Here is an 18,630-nt window from a genome sequence, read left to right as displayed (position 1 = left end):
AGTCCGGTTCCAAAAACATAAGCGCTCCCTGCATAACAGGGAGCGCTTATATTTTCCCGCCTTCTATCTCTTACGCCAGAGTAGCAATCGCCGAAATACTCCTCTTTGACCACGCACCGCGCGTAAAATCCGGAAACTCAACAGGAGCACTGCCCGTACGCACAGACTGCTCACTCAACGGAGCAACCGAAGCCCACGCTGCAGCGTCATACACATCCATATCCGGCGCAATCCCCTGCCGCACGCACTGCAGCAGCCTGTAGATCATGATGTAGTCCATCCCACCATGCCCGCCGTTCTTCCGCGCTGCATCACCCTCCGTCGTCCACAGCGGATACTCATGCTGCTTCCACTTATTCTGCGGCCCGCTCTCCACAGGCTCCCAGGACTCATCCGCATTCTGCCCATCAATATAGATACGCGGTGGATAATCCTGAAAAATCCCCTTCGTGCCCGCCACCTGGTTGATGCGATCATACGGATGCGGCGTAGAAACCGTATGCTTCACGGTAATCGTCAATCCGTTCGCCGTCTTAATGAGCGTTGTGTTCATATCGCCTTCAACGTACTTCTCGCGCATGCGCACATCATCCGGCTTTAATTTCTCTTTGCGATAAGCATCAAACCCAAGCTCACGCGTGCTCATCGACACCAAATAAGCAAACCGATCCCCACGCTGAATCCCCATATAGTTCGCAACCGGCCCAAGCCCATGCGTCGGATACAAATTCCCATTACGCAGCGTATGCTCCGTCCTGCGCCACAGCCCCTCGCCTGCATTCGAGAACAACTCCCCGCGCAGGTCATGCAGATAAGCTCCTTCCCCATAGAGCAAATCCCCAAAAATGCCTGCATGAGCCATGCGTAAAATCAGCGTCTCGCTATATCCGTAACAACAATTCTCCAGCATGATGCAGTGCTTGCCGGTTCTCTCTGACGTGTTGACGATCTTCCAGCAATCCTCAATCGTCGTCACGCCCGGAACCTCGATCGCAACATCTTTCCCATGCTCCATCCCGTAAAGCGCCATCGGCGCATGCCAGTTCCACGGAGTAGCAATAATCACAAGGTCAATATCCTTGCGGTCAAGCAGCTTCTCATACGCGTGCTCATTGTCCGTATAAAGCTCCGGATGCTTCTGCCCTTGCTTCACCACAAACGCCGCAGCCGCTTCTGCCTTGGAACGCACCACATCGCACAGCGCCACAACCTTACCATCCGCCGCCAGCACATTATGCAGCAAAGACGTGCCTCGGCCCCCAGTCCCGATAATGGCAATCCGCGGCTCACGCTTCTCAAAAGCCACATCAATCATTGAGCGATGCGGCTGTTTATCCTGCTCCTCTGCATGCCCCGCAGCGCTTGCCGCAATTGCCGCGCCTGCGCTTACCTGGATGAACCTACGCCTGCTCCACTGACCCACCTCAAACTCGCTCATCGTCCCTCTCGATTTAATAGCTTCAATGCATTCTCACGATACACCTTGCGCAGCACATCCTCCGGAAGAAAAAGCCCATAGATATTCCAGCGCCCCTGCCGTGACGCATGCGACGGATACTCGAAATACTCATCTGCCGTTTCTAAGAAGCGATAGTACAGCCTGTACATCTCAACCTCTGGCAGCAGGTCCGTTCCAAACACGATGCGGTCGGCATACTTCAGGAAAAACTCCCGCGACGTATAAGGCTGCCGCCCAAGCTCAGACACGCGCGCACTGATGTCCACAAAAAAATTCGGCAGCGCATCCAGCTGATCTGCCAGATACATCAAATCCTCGCCGCTTTCCGCGCAATGTGCCCCCACAAAGGTCGTCGCAGGATGACGCGCAATCACATGATTTCTTTGCTCCAGCAACGTCCGCTTTGACACAGAAGACGACGCAAATCCCCAGTCAGGATGCGCCGCCAACTCCTCGTAGCGCTCATTCGTCTCATCTAGCGGCTCAAAAAAGGCCGTGGGGTCAGCAGTATGAAACATCACCGGAAGCCCCATCTGTCCACACTCTTCAAAAATAGGCGCAAAGCGCTCATCATCAATGCGCAGCAACTTATCATCAGCTCCGCGCACCGTCAGCCCAAAGTCTTTCCAGAACTTGACCCCGCATGCGCCGTGCTCCACCAGCCGATGCAGCCTGTCCATCGTCAGTGGAATAAAGTCCCCGCGTTCCACACCATTCCAGTCCATCCACCCAATCGTAGAGAAGCGCTCCGGCGCTGCAGAATGATACCTGTCCATAATCGCCAAAGCCGCCTCTCCCACCTGCATCGTGATGTTGACCACGCGCTCCACACCGCACTGGTCCATCACCGCAAGCACATCCTCTGGCCGCATGGAGTCCAAATGATTATGGAAGTCAATCGCAGCAAAACGCGGCCTCTCAACATAGGTCGCCCGCGTATTCAACGTTGAGTGCGGCTTAAACTCGCTCAAACGCAAATCCACATCGGCAACAGCCGAAACAATGCTGGCAAATTTATCATCGGCAATCGGCTTGCTAACGCTGCTCATCTCTTCTACCAGCCCTCAGCGCTGCCGCACTCTGCATTGGTTCCCCTTCAATACCGCATGCGCCGGCATAGCGTGCTAGCGACCGCCTAATGTGATGAAAAATCATTGCCCTCGGCTCATTCTCAATCTCTTTGCTGCGAATCGCCTCCGCCTCAAACGGTAGATACTGCGCAACCAATGGCAAAGGCGCAGGGCGCCGCGCAAGATTGCTCAATAGAGAGTCCAGCGCCCGAACCACCTCTACATTCGGCCAGTAATAACGAACCCTGTCGCTCAAGCTGTACGCCCTCGCAATCTTTTGCATATGCGCATCCCCGTGGTAATACGCCTTCCAGTTTTCAGGATGAGCCACCATCACCTGTTCCAACACCTCGCGCATGCCAGAACGCTGCGAATCCACAATCCACTCTTCTTCCACACACGCCAGCCCAAAGACCGCCTCACGCATTGCAAAGGTAAGCTCAGGCCCCACCTTCAAAATGGCAAAGTGATCGCGCACAAGCTGCCCCAGGGCATCACCAATCTGGTAGTCAGTCGAATGCGCTTCAAACACAATTCCATTCTGCCCAAGCATCCACCGCGAGAGTTCTGCAGCATGCTCAGGTGCATAGTCAGCCACGCTCTCATCCCCAAACTCCACACCCGGCTGCACCACCACTCCAATCACGCGATTCCACACAGCAGACAGCCCATGCCTCGCAAACGCCTCACGATGCACTTCAATCGTCTTCTGCACATTCTTCGTACTGGTAACTTCAATCTCCATCTCGCCCTGCGCACCACCCGGCGTCGGCACTTCCGTACCAATGATGTACACCGGCCAGTTCCCTGTTTCGCTCGCTACTGCTTCAGCCTCCTGGCACAAGCGCGCTGCACGCTCCGCAATCACATCGTCACCCAACACAGCAGGATCATCTGCACAACGCATGCTCGCATCCAGATGAATCTTCGCAAACCCCGCACGCGCATATGCTTCCACCATCCTCGCGGCCTTTTCCATCGCCACATCAACAGATGCAGATCGCCACGGATTCGGCCCAAGATGATCGCCTCCCAAAATCAGGTTCTCCTCTGCAAAGTCAGCGCCTCTCGCAAGAGAAAGAACATACTCGCGAAATTGCGCCGGAGTCATCCCGGTATATCCGCCTTCCTGGTTCACCTGGTTACACGTAGCCTCAATCAGCAGCAGGCTCTCATCCCTCACCGCCTGCTCAAACGCAGCCTTCAGCACCAACTCATTCGCGGAGCAAACCGAATAAATACCCTTCTGTTTCCCACTGCGATTCTCCTCAAACAACCGGCACATCGCAGCCGTTGAAGGCTTCAGCGCAACCGTTTCCTTCTTGATATCCACCTGCCCCGCCATGCGAAACTCACTCCTCTTTCTTTACGCGCGCCATACTTCAGCCACAACAAAATGCTTCTATCGCGCCAATAAACTTTCTTGCCAATGCCGCATAAAAAAACTCTTGCGGTATTCCTCATCTCGAAATGCAGCCGTACCTCCCGAACGCGTTACCGACAATCCCGCAGTCAAATTCCCAAACTGCAAACATGTTTTAAGCGGTGCGCCACCAAGCCACTGATGCAGAAAACCCGCGTCAAACGTATCGCCCGCACCAACCGTATCCGTCACATCCACTTTCAATGCCGGCGCATCCACGCGTTCTCCCTGGTAAAACACTGAAGCGCCACGCGCCCCTCGCTTCACCACAAGCACAGGCACGCGTGCCGCAATAAACTCCTCGGCATTCTTCACCTTCGCAATCTTCTCCAATTCCTCCTCGGTGCACAGCAGCACATCCACATGCGGCAAAATCTCATCCACCACGCCGCACCATTCATCTGCCGGGTCATCATTGGTATCCAGCGAAGTCGTCAAGCCGCGCCGCTTCATCTCCGCAAACAACCACGGCACATCCTTCACCAGCTCTCGATGCAAAAACAGCGACGAAAGATGAAAGTGCTTTGCTCGCGCAAGAAAATCAATATCGAGATCAGCAAGGCTCATCTCAAACATCGCACCCGGATAGGTAAGAATCCTCCGCTTCTGCGTCAGCGGCAAAATCACGGTGATTCCTGTCCCTGTCGTCGAATGCACAACACGGCTCACATCCACGCCAGCGCTTGTAAGCTCTTCAAGACACACTCGTCCAAAAATGTCTTCGCCAACACGCGAAGTAAAACTCACCCTGCTCCCAAGCAGCGAAAGATTATGCGCAAATATCGCCGAAGAGCTCCCCAGCATCATCTTGCAGCCACTGGCCAGCAGCTCACGCTCCTCAGGCAACTCCTGCGGCAGCCCATACAAAATGAGATCAGGATTAATCTCTCCCGCAAGCACCACATCAGGCCTCTCACCGCTTCCCCACTCGCTTCTATCTCCTATAACTGCATGCGAACTCATGCTCTCTCCCGCAAACTCTCGATATGTATTCCGGCAGAAATTTCTCTCAAGCGCACACCTTAAATCAGCATGCCGTTCTCACAACCCGTCAGTAAAAAAGCTTCAACGCAAGCTGAAGCTGCCGTGGTGCAAGCGCGCCCGTTAAGTACCCAAAGGTCTGCGTTCCCATAACTGTCGAGTTGATAGAATTCTGCGGCCCCGGCGCTGCAAACTGAAAGTTCGGATGATTAAACACATTGAAAGCCTCCGCTCGAAATTCAATGCGGCGTTGCTCTCCCAAGGAAATCGTCTTCAGCAGAGCGAAGTCAACATTCTTAGACCCCGGCCCCTCCAACGTATTCATCCCTAGATTGCCCAGCGATCCCAGCGCAGGATTCTGAAACGCGCACGTATTAAAGAAAGTCCCCGCAATGCAAGGCTTGGAATTTGCCTTCACACCTGGAACCACATCCGGCCGCTGCTGCCCATCGGAATTCGCAAAGCCCCCATTGCCATCCGTTACCGTGAACCACGTGCCACTCGAAAGCGTCACAATGCCGGACCAGTTCCAGTGCCCGATAATTGCATCAAGCGCGCGCACATGCGTAGCAAGCGGCTGCCCTGCGCCAAAGGGAAGGTCATACACATAGCTGGCCACAAAACGATTGCGCACATCAAAGTCCAGCGGACCATATTCCTGGTTGGGATACCGGCTATCGCGAAATCCATCATTATTCTGTGAGCCAAGGTCCGCGCTGCTCGCATTGCCCAGCGCCTTGCTGTACGTGTAGTTCACAATGAACTCAAGTCCATGGCTAACCCGCTGCTGCACAGAGGCCTGCAGTCCGTTATAGTTTGCCGACCCTGAAGACCGCAGATATCCAATCGATGTATCCACATATGGAAACGGTCGCCGCGGCGCAGTTGGAGCCGAAGGATCTGCCGTAGGAACTGCTTGATTGAGGTTCAGATAGATATAAGCGCGGTTGCTCTTGGAGCCGACATAGGCAAGCTCCACCATGGTCTTGTCAGTCAACTGATACTGGTTCGACAAGTGCCACTGCAACACATAAGGCATCCGAAGATTCGTCTGCAGCGCAAATAGCGTTGGCGTATTCGGATCAGTAAGCGCATTCGCAGGAAAACCATTTGCCAGCGTGCTGATGCCAGGCACCGAGCAATCCTCAGCCGCAGCAGAATACGAAGGCAGCGAGCAAGGCGCAGAGAAAGCCTCACTGATAAAGTAAGGCGGATTAAACCCCGGGCTCGGATTGCTATACGGCCCCGCTTCATCTCCATTAAAGAAGACGCCGAACGCGCTATGAATCACATCCTTCTTCGTCACGCTGTACGACAAGCCAACACGCGGCGCAAAGTCCTTGTAGTCCGAGCTAATCAACGCAGACGAAGCATTATGATTCACCGGCAGCACTGAAGCCAGCGTCGGAGTCAGGCTCACATTGCTGCCTTTCGGAATATCCAGGTACCCCGTGTTGGGATTGAAATTCGCCTGCGCATTATGCTGCGAATACACAGGTGAGAAAAACTCATAGCGCAACCCCATATTGAGCGTCAGGTTCGGAAGCACGCGCCAGTCATCCTGCAAAAACAGCGCATATGTATGGCGATAGTACTCAATATTGTTCAGGTTATTGATACCGCCACCTCCCGGTTGCCCCGTCAACAAACTCGCAAGACTGTTACCTCCCGACCCCGGGCTGCCTGCATTGTCCGTATACTGACGAACAAAGCTCATAGAGCCGCGCGGTTCCGCAGGCTCATAAATCGAGAAGTGCTCCGGCCGAACCTCACCGCCAAACTTCCATGTGTTGCTTCCGGAGATCAACGTAAACGTATTGGAAAACTGGATTGTCTTCTGCCGCTCAACCGCGGGCAAATATGTAGGGCTGCCAATGCTTGAGGCATCATCAAAAGTCAGTTGCGGCAACCCGCCGTTACTATCTCCCTGCTGATACGGCACGCCGGGAAATCCAATCGTCGCAGAAACATTCTGGTCATAGTTCGCTTGATAGCGGCTTGTCTTGATCCAGTTAAATCCAAAGCGAAACTCATTGATCTTGTGATGAGAAAAAACATGAACCTCACTCGCCGCACCGGCATACGCAATAATCTGCTGAATGCCATCAAAGAACCCGCCGCCATCCGCGTAGCCGGGAAACGGCGACCCAATCGTCTCCGGACTATTGCTCATGCTAAAGCGGTAAAAAGCATTGTCCGCTTTCGTCAGCACCTGATCCACACGAGCATCGCCCTGGTTCATCGTCTGCGCCGTCACAGGATCGGAAATATAGTTGTAGCCCACGCCATTCGCATTCGAAGTTGGAAAGAGATCAATCAGCGTCTTGCCCAGCGAATCGAACTTCGCGGACGGGACAACATTACTAGGCGCTCCATTGTCATAGCCAAACGGAACACCACAGAAACCGCTTCCCTTCGTCTGTGTACTGCGCGTATCGAAAATCTCACCCGCATAGGTAGGCTTGCCATTGCAGTCCAGCACTCCCGTTGGCGACGTGAGATCGAGCTGACTTGAAAAATCTCCCAGCCGTTCCGCCGTGCTCGGCACAACAGAAGTCGTAGTCTGCGCCTCACTCGTCCTCAGCCCTTGGTAGTCCACAAAGAACAGCAACTTGTCGCGAATAATCCGTCCGCCCAGAGTAGCGCCAAACTGGTTCTGGTGGTACGGCTGCTGCGCCGAATCAAAGTAGTTCAACGCATCAAAATCCTGGTTGCGCACAAACTCATAAAGCACACCATGAAACTGATTCGTGCCCGACTTCGTTGTCGCATTCACAATCGCACCGGTAGCGCGGCCAAACTCCGCATCATAGTTGCCAGTTTCAATCTTGAACTCCTGCAGAGCGTCCGGCGGAGGCATCACTACATAGTTAGCTTCATTCAACAAGTCAGGAAGGTTCGAGTTATTATCCACACCATCCAGCAAAAAGTTATTGTCTAGCGACCGCGCCCCGCTCGCACTAAAACCATAGCCACCCGAGTCACGCGCACCCGGTTCGCTCGTCGTCACGCCAACCGTCAACTGTGCCAACTGCACAGGATTGCGTCCATTCAGCGGAAACGCCACCATGGATTGACTATCAATTACCTGCCCAGTCTCAGAGGAGTCCGTCTGAAGCTGCGGCGTCGAGTCATGCACAACCACCTGCTCGCTCGCGTCACCCAACTGCAGGCTCACATCTACACGCTGCCTCTGTTGCACATCCAGCGTAATCGGCCCCGCTACCGCTTCTTTGAATCCCTTCGCAGTGATCGTCACCCGATAGGTACCAATGCGAACCGGGCTGATAACCCATGCACCCGAAGCATCGCTCTGCGTCTTATAAGTAAAGTTGGTCGATGTCTCAACCGCCTGGATCAGCGCCCCCGGCACCAGCGCCCCGCTCGCATCCTGCACGCGTCCCTCAAGAGAAGCAGCGTCCCTCTGCGCATTCAGTGGACAAACCACAGTGCCGGCAACCGCCAGCAGCATCGTAACCAGCCTTAGATATCCCCAACAGCCCCGAAACTCCCTGCGATTCCGAAACATCACTTACCTCCTGAAAATTGGAGAAGCTGCTTACAACAATGCTCTTTGTTTCTTCATATTGCTGCGAGAGGAGACTACTAAACCATCGAAAACTTGTTTTTGTGTTTCGTATTATTGCGAAATAAAAAATAAATTGTCAACAGTTAAAAACAATCGCTATACGAAGTATTTGAATTACCCCTTTCCCTATCGCCGCCAACTCGCCACATTTAAGCTCTCAGAACAAGCAAACTCCCCAATAAATATCTGAAATAAAAGCAATAAAAACAATCTCCGCTCACCCCGCACGCCCATCACCCTCACTCAAAAGCCCATGCACATATTGACGACCGCAAGTCTTGCCTATATATTTTCATTTTGTTTCGATATTGAATGCTTTCAAGATTTTTCTGGAAAGCATACAGCAGGGAAAGGACGACAAAATGCCACAGGACACCCAAGCGCCCGCGAAAGACCTCTTCCAGGCAGACACCTCATTTACGAGACAGGAGATATTCGCGCAGCCCCGCCTTTGGCCTGAAACCGTCAAAGCTGTTTCCGCAAAAGCCGCCCAGATCCTGCTCCCGGAAAAGCTAGCGCAGGCACGCATCGTTCTCACCGGCGCCGGAACCTCCGCCTACGCCGCCGAGTCCATAGCCTCAGCCTGGCCTCGCGCCACGGCAATTCCAACAACAGACCTGCTCGTTGACGGCCAACTCCTGCTAGCCGAAACCGACGTCCTCATCTCCCTCGCCCGCTCCGGAGACAGCCCGGAAAGCCTCGCCGTCGTGCGGCTAGCGCGTTCCCTGCACCCAAACCTCTTCCAGCTCGCCATCGTCTGCAACGCCAACGGAGCGCTCGCGCAAAGCGAAGTCAATCACGTCTTCCCTCTCGACCCGCGCACCGACGACAAAAGCCTCGTCATGACCAGCTCCTTCTCCAACCTTGTCCTCGGCGGACTCACCCTCGCGCATCCTCAAGCCACGCTCGCCGCCGTAGACACCCTCAGCTCCCACGCCGAATCCCTGCTAAACTCCATCGACCAACTCGCCCACACCGCAGCGCAGCATGTCGTCAATCGCATCGTCGTTCTTTCCTCATCACCACTCGCAGGCTGGCGTCACGAAGCCTCCCTCAAGCTGCTCGAAATGACCGCAGGCCGCTTCCCCGTCATCTCGGAAAGCTACCTCGGCTTCCGCCACGGCCCCATGGTCTTCGCCAAGCCAGACACGCTCATCCTCTGTCTGCTATCCAGCGACCCGCTGCGCCGCGCCTACGAGCTAGAGCTCCTGCAAGAGCTGCGCAATAAGGAAATCGGTTATCTCGTCGGCATCGCCGCCCCGGCAGAAGTAGCCCCGCTCTTCAATCTCGTCATCCCCGCGGTAGCGCCAGACACAGACGATACCCTCCGCACTCCCTTTGAAATCCCCGCAGCGCAATTACTCGGCTATCACCTAAGCTTGCTCTCCGGCCTCAACCCGGACAATCCCAGCCCTGAAGGAGTCATCAACAGGGTCGTGCAGGGTGTTACGATTCACTCTACGTCCAGCATTGCCAGCAAAGCCTGACGCTCGCACGAGCAAGCCCACAACGAAGGCCGCTTTTTGTGACCAACGACCATTCCGCAACTCCCCACTCTGCCCCTTCCGCAAGCAACGGCGCAGCATTGCGCCGCGTGCTCGGCCTCTGGAACCTCGTCTTCATTGGCATGGTGATTATCCAGCCCACCGCACCCATGGGCATTTACGGAGTCATCAGCAACACCGCGCACGGCCATGTCGTCACCGCCGTTCTCGTAGCCATGGTCGCCATGCTCTTCACCGCCATCAGCTACGGCAGCATGGCGCGCATCTATCCCAGCGCGGGCTCGGCCTATACCTACGTCGGCCAGGAGATGCACCCCATCCTCGGCTACATCGTCGGCTGGGGCATGGTCATGGACTACCTCCTCAACCCCCTCATCTGCACCGCCTTCTGCGCCAAGGCCGCCATGAACATCCTCCCTGGCCTGCCCTTCTACGTATGGATTCTCTTCTTCGCGGCCTTCTTCACCTGGCTCAACCTGCGCGGTATCAAAACCTCCGCCCGCCTCAATGAGGCACTCTGCGCGGCCATGGTCATCGTCGTTTTCCTCTTCCTCGCCGCAGCCACCCGCTTCGTCTGGAGCACCCATCACGACCCCGGCTTCTTCACCCGCCCGTTCTACGACCCCGCCACCTTCCACGCAGCCAGCGTCTTCTCCGGAACCTCCGTGGCCGTACTCACCTTCATCGGTTTTGACGCTGTATCCACGCTCTCAGAAGAAGTAGAAAATCCCCGCCGCAACATCATGCTCGGCACCGTTCTCGTCTGCCTCATCACCGGCATCCTCTCCGGGCTTGAGGTCTACGCCGCGCAGCTCATCTGGGGCTCCAAGCCCTTCGCTGGCGATCAAGTCGAAAGCTCCTTCGCACTCGTATCCCGCCAGGCCGGCGGCGCGCTTCTCTTTCAAGTCATCAACTTCACGCTGCTCATCGCCAACCTCGGCTCAGGCATGGGTTCGCAGCTCGCCGCAGGCCGCCTGCTTTACGGAATGGGCCGAGGCAACGCAATCCCTTCGCGCTTCTTCGCAGCCATCGACCCCAAGCGCCACATTCCTCGCAACAACATTGTGTTGGTAGGCTTCTTCGCTCTCGCCGGTGCCGCCGCATTGGAGTTCTTCTCCGCCCGTCTCGGCGGAAGCGCCTATGAAGTCGGCGCAGAAGCTCTCAACTTCGGAGCCTTCATCGCCTTCATGGGAGTCAACGGCGCAGCCTTCCTCCACCAGTTCCGTCACGGCAAGCGCAACCTCACCCTGCTCTCGCCGCTGCTGGGCTTCGCCATCTGCGCTTTCATCTGGATTCACTTAAGCCACATCGCGCTCATTCTCGGCACAGCGTGGATGCTCCTCGGCATCGCCTACGGAGCATGGCGCACCAACTGGTTCCGCAGCGCCGTTGTCAGCTTCGACATCCCATCGGAAGAGGTCTAATCTAAGCCAGCAAAAGATTGCAGCCAATCGCCTGCAAACGTTGCTGCAGCTCTTTCGGCAGCCCCGTATCGCTAATTACCGTATCAATCTCGCTGAACGGCGCAATCCTTGCCATGCTGCGCCGCGAAAACTTGCTCGCATCCGCCACAAGAATAATCTCGCGAGAAATCGACAACATCGCGCGGTTCACCATCGTCTCTTCCAGGTTGCCGCCGCTCACGCCAAAGTCGATATCGCATCCCGCGCCGCTCAAAAACATCTTGTCCGCGGAAAACTCCGCAAGCATCTGCTCTGTAAACCGCCCCGTAATCGACGCCGACTCCCCGCGCACCGTACCGCCCACAATAAAAAGCTGCACATCTGGCGCATCCAAAAGCTCCGCTGCAATATTCACGCCATTCGTAATAATCTGCAGCCCCTGCTTGGCCTTAATCTGCCGCGCAATCTCCAGCGTCGTCGTGCCCGAGTCGAGAATAATCGTCTCGCCGTCATTGATAAGCGTTGCCGCCAGCGCGCCAATGCGCCGCTTCTCCGCCGCGTGCGCCTTCAGCCGCTCATCCACCGGAGACTCGCGATGAATCGCATCCGGCAGCACCGCGCCGCCATGCGACCGTAGCACCAGCCCACGCTGATGCAGATCATTCAGGTCGTTGCGAATCGTCACGGCAGAAGTATTAAAGTGCGCCGCCAGCTCATTCACCTTCACGCGGCCTGCGCTGCGAACCATCTGCACAATCTGCGTCCGCCGCTCTTCCGCCATCATCCCGTCAATGGCCACTTCCCCCGGCAGAGAACCAGCCTCTACCCCTGAACCTGCAACCGCACGCGCTAAAGAATGTACATTCGCCATGTTTCGCCATCCATGAGTTTATCCCCTGATGCGAAATCAAATGAAGGGGAAAGAGCAAGGATACGCGAACAAGACGCCCTCGCAGATACGGACGTTATCCCACCCTCCCCTACAAAGGCAGTTTTGAAAGGGCACAATTTCAGCCGTACCGTAAATGCCTGAAAATGCGTCCGGGCTTCAGCTCCCGAGGGATGTTTTTCAACCCGAACTGGCCGCAAACGATTCACTAGGCACTGCTCTCCCAGTCTTTCCTCTCCCCACACCCCCATCAGCCCTTTTTGCTCCCCCCATAATCCCAAAACGGGAAGGTAATTAAAAATTTATAATTCCGTGCACTAAGGTAACCGTAACCGGGGTATTATCTGATTACCAAAATCATAGAACTGACTGAAAGTCAGACAGAATTGCGGTTCGTTCAAAGGGAATTCCGCAGTGCAGGCGAAAAACAGTTTCACTTGACCTGCCACGCGGAATAGGGGTTTCCCTGGGTTGCTGTCATTCCTTGCCTTGGAGGGACGATGGGTGCTCGATCGGATTTTTCCGGTCTGCATGCCGCTCTTGCGCCTGATTGGAGTGCGTCTCAAACGCGCTCCGGGAAAGCCGTGTCCTCAAAACAGGACGCGGAAGCGCAGAGTTCGCGGTTAAGTGCATGGTCGCGCTCGGTAGCAAAACGCGTCTTTGACGCGCTATGCGTACTCGCGTCACTGCCCATAGCTCTGCCGCTCTCACTACTGGTCGCCTTGGCGGTGCGTATAACCTCGCCCGGCCCGGTGCTTTTCTGCCAGCAGAGAATGGGCCAGCACGGACGCATCTTCACCGTGCTCAAATTCCGCACCATGCCGCAACAGTTCGCCGAAACGCCGCGAACGGGACTGACCACAACCAGAAATCAGAGTTTTACCCCGATCGGCCCCTTCTTGCGGCGCTGGAAGCTCGACGAACTTCCCCAGCTCTTCAACATTCTGCGCGGCGAAATGAGTCTCGTAGGCCCGCGCCCCAAACTCCCCTGCTATCAAGCCGCCCTGCTCGAATGCCGCCCCGGCCTGACAGGATTCGCCACCATGGTCTTCGCGCAGGAAGAGCACGCCATGGCTCAAGTCCCCAACGCAGAGCTGGAAGCCTATTACAGCGCCGTCGTCAAACCATTCAAGCAGCGCCTGGACATGGACTACATGGAACAGGCAACATTCCTCTCCGACCTCGCCTTGATTACCCGCAGCATCTTCCGCCAGTGGAACACCGTAGCGCTTACAGCCCTCCCCCCGTGGCTTCCGCCAGTCGAGCAAGCAAAACCGGCAACCCGCATCGCCGCACAAAAGCTGCCCTCCCCCACCCCGCAGCCAGAATTAAGCAAGTCCCCGCAATAACGCGCCTAGCAAACAGCGCCCTTCTTAGGATTCGGAAAGGTGTCCTCGTTCTCAGCATCGCTCTTATCGAGGCACCCCCAATCCTTCTCGACAACAATCTCCAACTCGCCTCCGGAAATCGGCGACTTCCCATAAATGCCAACCTCCGCCCCATCCGCCCAGCTCCGCGCAACACTCGCCGGAACCATAACCACCACCTCCTGCGCCGCATAACGCAGAGAAATCGACGCCGCATCCGCCGAGCTTTCCAGCGCATAAGTCAGCCGGGCTCCCTCCTGCGGAGCAAAGTGAATCGTCTCCTCCACGCGCCCTGCCTGCAGCAGCCTCTCCACCTCGGACGGCCCCACCCGCAGCCGCAACGAATCCGCTTTAATGCGCAGTTTCATCTTCGCTTCCCTCTCGCTGATTCGATGCAAACCAAGCCAGAGGGTAACATCAACCAGCCCGAGAATTGACACAACCAGCCGCACCAATTGAACTAAAGACTGCGAGAGGACAGGGATGCAATCAGCGGCACGCAGCCTGGAGCTGACCCAGGTAACAGAGTGGAACGACGGAGTAGCGCGGCACGTTCAGGACGCGCTCGCAGCCGAGGAGCCCCTTGAAATCCGCCTCAACGGCACCCCGCTCACCGTAACCATGCGCACCCCCGGCAACGACCTCGAGCTGGCCGCCGGCTTCCTGCTCACCGAAGGCATCATCGAAGAGCGCGACCAGATCGCCTCCATGCGCCTCACCGTCCCCGAAGGCACCGTAAAAAGCAACCGCGTAGACGTGGAATTAAAAGGCGCAGAGTTCAACTCTGAAACCATGCAGCGCAACTTCTTCGCCGCATCAAGCTGCGGCATCTGCGGCAAGGCCACCATTGAAGCCATCCGCAACCGCAACCTAATCGCACCCAACCTGGACTTCCGCGTATCCCCAGAAGTGCTGACCCAAATGCCCGAGCGTCTCCGCGCCGAACAAGCCGTCTTCGAGCGCACCGGAGGCCTGCACGCCGCCGCGCTCTTCAACGCAAGCGGCGAACTCCTCGCCCTCCGTGAAGACATAGGCCGCCACAACGCCGTAGACAAGCTCATCGGCTGGGCGCTCATGGAAAACCTCGTCCCCCTCCGCGAATCAGTCCTGATGGTCAGCGGACGCGGTGGCTTTGAAATCATCCAGAAAGCCCTCGCAGGCGGCATCCCCGTCATCGCGTCCGTCTCCGCACCGTCCAGCCTCGGCGTCCGGCTCGCCCGCGAACTCGGCCTCACGCTGATAGGCTTCCTGCGCGGCAAACGCTTCGTAGTCTACTCCGGCGACTTCCGCTGCATCCCTCAATAGCGCCGTACTAACGAATCTCTCTGTCGCCTAATTCCCCACGCTATTCCCAATATCCATCGAAGGAGAAATCGGATTCTCCTCATCGATATAAGCCTCGATGCAATCGTTCAGCACGCCCTTCGCATCAAGAATGAACTCGACAGCATCGCGCCCCGCGCCATACCCGCCGCGATTCGGAGTAATGTAATGCGCTGCAGCCTTCACCTGTTCCCGCGCATTCGCAACGGCAATCGCAAGCCCGCACTGGCGCAGCACCGGAAGGTCAATCACGTCATCGCCCACATAAGCAATCTCTTCCAGCGTCACGCCTTCCTTCGCCATAATCTCGCGAACGGCCTGCATCTTGAACGACTGCCCCATGTAGACATACTCCAGCTTCAGGTCGCGCATGCGCGTCGCAACCGTCTCACTGATGCGCTTCGTAATCACCCCGCACTTCAGCCCGCCCAGCCGCGCCAGCGAAATCCCCGCGCCATCATGCGCGCTGTACCCCTTCGCCTCCGTCAGCGTAGCCGACTGCACCGCAAAACCAACCTGGCCTTCCTTCTCTTTCAAATGCTGCTGAACCGCGGCATTCCCCGAGGAGCTGCTAGGCACCAGCCAGATAGTGCCATCCGTCAAAACCCCATCCACGTCGAAAAGAATAATCTTGATGCGGCGAGCGCGTTCCGTTGCAGTCAGTGTCATGCCTTTCATTTTATTCGCCACGGCCACTCCGCTCAGGCGACAATACTCCCGTGACCAGCAGCAAAGAGAACGCGCCAACCATCAAGCCCGCCCCCGGAGACTACTACTTTGAAAACGGCCTGATGGTCTTCACCGCTGCCTACCATCTCAAGCGCGGCACCTGCTGCGGCTCAGGCTGCCGCCACTGCCCCTACGGAGGCATCACAGGCAGCACCCAACCCGTCCCCGCCGCGCAACGCAAATCATCCCCAGAATCCTGACGAAGAAAACCCTTTGCAACCAATCAGGCATCTATGTACACTGCGGCGCAGCCGGGCAGTCGTTCCCAAGCCCGAGCATCCTGCAATACCGAATGGAGGACAACATGCACTGGTTGTTTGTAATCGTGATTGGTCTGATCGCTGGATGGCTCACCGGAAAAATCATGAAGGGGAGCGGCTTCGGGTTCTTCTGGGATATCATTCTCGGCATCGTCGGCTCGCTCGTCGGCGGCTTCCTTGCCACGCTCATTCACCTTCCTGCCAGCGGCGGATTCATCTACTCACTGGTGATCGCGCTCATCGGCGCAATCATCGTCACCTTCATCTTCCGCCTTATCTCTGGCAATAGAGGCTAAGCAGTGTCTGATGAATCGTTTTGAAGGGTACGGTCTTCAGCCCGTACATAAGAGCAGCAAATTGATCGGGCTTTAGCCCCTGAGGGACGGTTTACCTCTCGCTACCCTTGAATCCGATTCGTCAGACACTGCCTAAAACAAATCACCTAATTCCCTGAGCCCGCACCTGTAGTAGCCGGAACCGCCACAGGCACGGGCTCACGCACCAGCACCGCAAATCGCGGAAACGCAAAGCTCCCCCCTGCATCATCAATCACATTCAACTGGCAAATGTAGGAGCCCGGCTTGAGCCCCGCAAGCGGCACGTCCAGTTCAACCGCAACCGCATTGCGCCCCTCCACGTTCACCTGCTTCGCCTGTACAATCGGCGTCTCATAAACCTTCGTCGCGCCCTGGATCAGCTCCAAACTGCTCAACAGGTTGATTCCAGCCTTCGTCCCCTTCGGAGCATTCTCCGCCGCCTTCTCCTGCGCAGGTGAGTACACCTCATACAGCAGATACAAGTGCTGATCCTGCCGAAAAACATGGCTGATATTCGGCACATACTCCTCGCCGCCGCGCACCAGCGGATTCTGCGCCTTGCTCGGCTGTCGCGTCGAAGCCAGCACAATCGAGCTCATCTTCAACGGTGCCTTCTTCATATCCGGCAGCGTAATCTCCGCTTCAAACGACCCCATGCGCCCCGTCTGGTTCTCGCGCACCACAAACTTCATGTCGTACTTGCCCGGCGGCAGGTTAAAGCTCGTGTTGTACTGGATATTCTTCTGCCGCGCCTGCTGCGTAGCGTCGAGATTCAGCGTCACCGTCTCCCGCGCACGTCCCACAGGCCGCTTGAACTCATCCAGCACCGCCCCAATAATGTCGAGCGTAGCCTTGTCCTTATCGCCGCCCTTCACAAACGGAATCTGCGACCCCGGAACAATCAATGAAACCGGCACATAGAAGCGGTTGTCATCCATCCGGAAGTACATCGCATCCAGGTAAAGCGCCATGTCAGTCGCAGGCAAATCACTCGCAAGCTGATCCTGCAACTGCCGCTCGCGATCTTCATTCCCCGAGTGCTTAAAGTCCGCCGGAGCATAATACCCCGGCCTGTACTCCAGCTTGATGCCCGGCCTGTTGATCTTGATCGTTAGCTTGCGAAACTTCCCATCCCGCGCCGGATTCGTCGAATGAAAACCGATCGCGTAATACGCCGAACTATCCTTCTGCACCTGCGCAAACGCCGGCGCAAAATCATTGGAATCAAAGAACGCCTTACCGCCCGTATCCGAGCTAAGCGTAGCCATCACTTCCTGCGTATCAAAGTTAGCCTTCATGTTGTTGCCCAGCCCGCCGCCGGTAAAAGCCCCGCCGCCGCGCATGTTGCCCTGCGAAGCATCCCCCATCGGTGTAACCGCCTGCAATCCACGCGTATCCACGCTGTAAACCGCAAGGTTCGCCCGCACCGCCGCATTGATAGCCGAACGCAGCGACGCCTGGTTCTCAATCCCGTCCCGCGAAATGCCGCCGGAAAAGTACAGCAGCGATTTCTTCTCCGTAATCTTCTCCAGCGACTTGGAAATCGCCCGCAGCGCAAACAACTCGCGATCCGTATTTAGATCGTTGTACTCACTCTCATCTGGTGTGTATCCCGTAGTGTCTTCCACTTGGTTCGAGTCCGCATTCGCTCCCTGCGCAAACCCCTGCCCCTCGGTGCCGTTGTAAAAACCCACTTCCTTAATGAGCGCTTCTTTATTCGCCGTAAAATCCTGGTCAACCTTCAACGTATCGCCCAGCGAAACCAGCGCCACAAGATCCGCCGCCTGCATCTTGTTCTTTAAAAAATCCCGCGCCGCCTCCACGCACCGTTCCAAATCCTCCGGCTGCATCGAAGTCAAATCGAAAAACATCACAATCAGCCTGTGATTACGCAGTTCCTCTGGCTTCGCCACAACAGCAGTCTTCCCATTCGCCGTATTCCCCATCGCAAGCCCGCTCACCGTCGCCTCGCTCAGCGGAGTCGCCATATCCACGCTCTGAAAATCAAACGCCGAAATCTGCTGCGCCTTGCCATTCTCCAGGATCGTAAAATCCTTCTGCGTAAGCCCCTTCACCACCTCGCCCGTCTTCGCATCGCGAGCCACAACATTCGTCAGCACCAGCTCCGCATTCACCCGCAGCACAAACCCCGTATCCTGCTGGTCCTGCGCCGCCTGCCCGCTGCCCTGCTGCTGATTCTGCGCATATATCGCAACCGGAGAAGGCACCAACAACGCAACCGCCGCCAGTGCTGCAATCGACTTTTCCATCCAGCCCGTCATGAAGCTCTCTTTCTTCACCCGCATCGCAACCAT

General features: G+C 56.3%; 15 protein-coding genes. 6 read left to right on the top strand and 9 right to left on the bottom strand.

All coding sequences use genetic code 11. The features are described from left to right. Positions 1-70: 70 nt before the first annotated feature. The 5 genes from AC5S3R_RS06705 to AC5S3R_RS06685 all read right to left on the bottom strand — a co-directional run bounded on the left by AC5S3R_RS06705 (position 71) and on the right by AC5S3R_RS06685 (position 8,462). Positions 71-1,438 (bottom strand): Gfo/Idh/MocA family protein, encoded by a 1,368-nt coding sequence (locus AC5S3R_RS06705; protein WP_494266243.1) that lies wholly within the window; start codon positions 1,436-1,438, stop codon positions 71-73. Beyond that, positions 1,435-2,508 carry an amidohydrolase family protein gene (locus tag AC5S3R_RS06700; protein ID WP_494266242.1) on the bottom strand — a complete coding sequence of 358 codons (1,074 nt, stop codon included), beginning with the start codon at positions 2,506-2,508 and terminating at the stop codon, positions 1,435-1,437. The genes AC5S3R_RS06705 and AC5S3R_RS06700 overlap by 4 nt, the downstream gene beginning before the upstream one ends. Then, entirely contained in the window at positions 2,495-3,874 is a 1,380-nt protein-coding gene (locus tag AC5S3R_RS06695) for a D-tagatose-bisphosphate aldolase, class II, non-catalytic subunit (RefSeq protein WP_494266241.1), read from the bottom strand. Before AC5S3R_RS06695 ends, AC5S3R_RS06700 begins: the two co-directional genes overlap by 14 nt. Before the next feature lie 57 nt (positions 3,875-3,931). Continuing rightward, positions 3,932-4,915 (bottom strand): carbohydrate kinase family protein, encoded by a 984-nt coding sequence (locus tag AC5S3R_RS06690; RefSeq protein ID WP_494266240.1) that lies wholly within the window; start codon positions 4,913-4,915, stop codon positions 3,932-3,934. Between the two features lie 88 nt (positions 4,916-5,003). Next, a complete protein-coding gene (locus tag AC5S3R_RS06685; RefSeq protein ID WP_494266239.1) occupies positions 5,004-8,462 on the bottom strand; it encodes an outer membrane beta-barrel protein in 3,459 nt (1,152 codons plus the stop codon). Between the two features lie 422 nt (positions 8,463-8,884). On the opposite strand from AC5S3R_RS06685, the gene AC5S3R_RS06680 reads away from it, so the two are divergent. Together AC5S3R_RS06680 and AC5S3R_RS06675 are read left to right on the top strand one after the other, a co-directional pair. Further along, positions 8,885-10,009, top strand: coding sequence for an SIS domain-containing protein (locus AC5S3R_RS06680; protein WP_494266238.1), 1,125 nt, complete (start codon positions 8,885-8,887; stop codon positions 10,007-10,009). 38 nt (positions 10,010-10,047) lie between these two features. After that, positions 10,048-11,451, top strand: a complete 1,404-nt coding sequence (locus AC5S3R_RS06675) for an APC family permease (RefSeq protein ID WP_494266237.1) — start codon at positions 10,048-10,050, stop codon at positions 11,449-11,451. A gap of 1 nt (position 11,452) precedes the next feature. Here AC5S3R_RS06675 and agaR read toward each other — a convergent pair whose 3' ends face one another. Next, positions 11,453-12,301 (bottom strand): transcriptional repressor AgaR, encoded by an 849-nt coding sequence (agaR, locus tag AC5S3R_RS06670; RefSeq protein ID WP_494266236.1) that lies wholly within the window; start codon positions 12,299-12,301, stop codon positions 11,453-11,455. Between the two features lie 602 nt (positions 12,302-12,903). Between agaR and AC5S3R_RS06665 the strand changes: the two genes are divergently transcribed. Further along, positions 12,904-13,668, top strand: coding sequence for a sugar transferase (locus AC5S3R_RS06665; RefSeq protein ID WP_494266235.1), 765 nt, complete (start codon positions 12,904-12,906; stop codon positions 13,666-13,668). Positions 13,669-13,673: 5 nt separating this feature from the next. Here the strand turns inward: AC5S3R_RS06665 and AC5S3R_RS06660 are convergent, their stop codons facing one another. Then, positions 13,674-14,054 (bottom strand): DUF7009 family protein, encoded by a 381-nt coding sequence (locus AC5S3R_RS06660; protein WP_494266234.1) that lies wholly within the window; start codon positions 14,052-14,054, stop codon positions 13,674-13,676. A gap of 115 nt (positions 14,055-14,169) precedes the next feature. Between AC5S3R_RS06660 and fdhD the strand changes: the two genes are divergently transcribed. Next, a complete protein-coding gene (gene fdhD / locus AC5S3R_RS06655) occupies positions 14,170-14,991 on the top strand; it encodes a formate dehydrogenase accessory sulfurtransferase FdhD (protein ID WP_494266233.1) in 822 nt (273 codons plus the stop codon). A gap of 27 nt (positions 14,992-15,018) precedes the next feature. On the opposite strand, the gene AC5S3R_RS06650 is transcribed toward fdhD, so the two are convergent. Continuing rightward, positions 15,019-15,678 (bottom strand): KdsC family phosphatase, encoded by a 660-nt coding sequence (locus AC5S3R_RS06650; protein WP_494266232.1) that lies wholly within the window; start codon positions 15,676-15,678, stop codon positions 15,019-15,021. Positions 15,679-15,728: 50 nt separating this feature from the next. Here AC5S3R_RS06650 and AC5S3R_RS06645 point away from each other — a divergent pair, with 50 nt between their 5' ends. Further along, positions 15,729-15,938 carry a C1orf53 family protein gene (locus AC5S3R_RS06645; RefSeq protein WP_494266231.1) on the top strand — a complete coding sequence of 70 codons (210 nt, stop codon included), beginning with the start codon at positions 15,729-15,731 and terminating at the stop codon, positions 15,936-15,938. A 104-nt stretch (positions 15,939-16,042) separates the two neighbouring features. After that, entirely contained in the window at positions 16,043-16,294 is a 252-nt protein-coding gene (locus tag AC5S3R_RS06640) for a GlsB/YeaQ/YmgE family stress response membrane protein (protein WP_494266230.1), read from the top strand. 146 nt (positions 16,295-16,440) lie between these two features. Here AC5S3R_RS06640 and AC5S3R_RS06635 read toward each other — a convergent pair whose 3' ends face one another. Further along, positions 16,441-18,621, bottom strand: coding sequence for a VWA domain-containing protein (locus tag AC5S3R_RS06635; protein ID WP_494266229.1), 2,181 nt, complete (start codon positions 18,619-18,621; stop codon positions 16,441-16,443). Positions 18,622-18,630: the final 9 nt, after the last annotated feature.

The organism is Occallatibacter sp. FHG110214_02 (genome assembly GCF_059115385.1).
This window is presented reverse-complemented; position numbering and strand designations above follow the sequence as displayed.

What these genes read in the sequence shown, in the direction of transcription:
- AC5S3R_RS06635 (WP_494266229.1), bottom strand. Translation starts at nt 18,621, where the DNA reads ATGCGGGTGAAGAAAGAGAGCTTCATGACGGGCTGGATGGAAAAGTCG.
- AC5S3R_RS06685 (WP_494266239.1), bottom strand. Translation starts at nt 8,462, where the DNA reads ATGTTTCGGAATCGCAGGGAGTTTCGGGGCTGTTGGGGATATCTAAGG.
- AC5S3R_RS06695 (WP_494266241.1), bottom strand. Translation starts at nt 3,874, where the DNA reads ATGGCGGGGCAGGTGGATATCAAGAAGGAAACGGTTGCGCTGAAGCCT.
- AC5S3R_RS06705 (WP_494266243.1), bottom strand. Translation starts at nt 1,438, where the DNA reads ATGAGCGAGTTTGAGGTGGGTCAGTGGAGCAGGCGTAGGTTCATCCAG.
- AC5S3R_RS06640 (WP_494266230.1), top strand. Translation starts at nt 16,043, where the DNA reads ATGCACTGGTTGTTTGTAATCGTGATTGGTCTGATCGCTGGATGGCTC.
- AC5S3R_RS06690 (WP_494266240.1), bottom strand. Translation starts at nt 4,915, where the DNA reads ATGAGTTCGCATGCAGTTATAGGAGATAGAAGCGAGTGGGGAAGCGGT.
- agaR (WP_494266236.1), bottom strand. Translation starts at nt 12,301, where the DNA reads ATGGCGAATGTACATTCTTTAGCGCGTGCGGTTGCAGGTTCAGGGGTA.
- AC5S3R_RS06680 (WP_494266238.1), top strand. Translation starts at nt 8,885, where the DNA reads ATGCCACAGGACACCCAAGCGCCCGCGAAAGACCTCTTCCAGGCAGAC.
- AC5S3R_RS06700 (WP_494266242.1), bottom strand. Translation starts at nt 2,508, where the DNA reads ATGAGCAGCGTTAGCAAGCCGATTGCCGATGATAAATTTGCCAGCATT.
- AC5S3R_RS06660 (WP_494266234.1), bottom strand. Translation starts at nt 14,054, where the DNA reads ATGAAACTGCGCATTAAAGCGGATTCGTTGCGGCTGCGGGTGGGGCCG.
- fdhD (WP_494266233.1), top strand. Translation starts at nt 14,170, where the DNA reads ATGCAATCAGCGGCACGCAGCCTGGAGCTGACCCAGGTAACAGAGTGG.
- AC5S3R_RS06650 (WP_494266232.1), bottom strand. Translation starts at nt 15,678, where the DNA reads ATGACACTGACTGCAACGGAACGCGCTCGCCGCATCAAGATTATTCTT.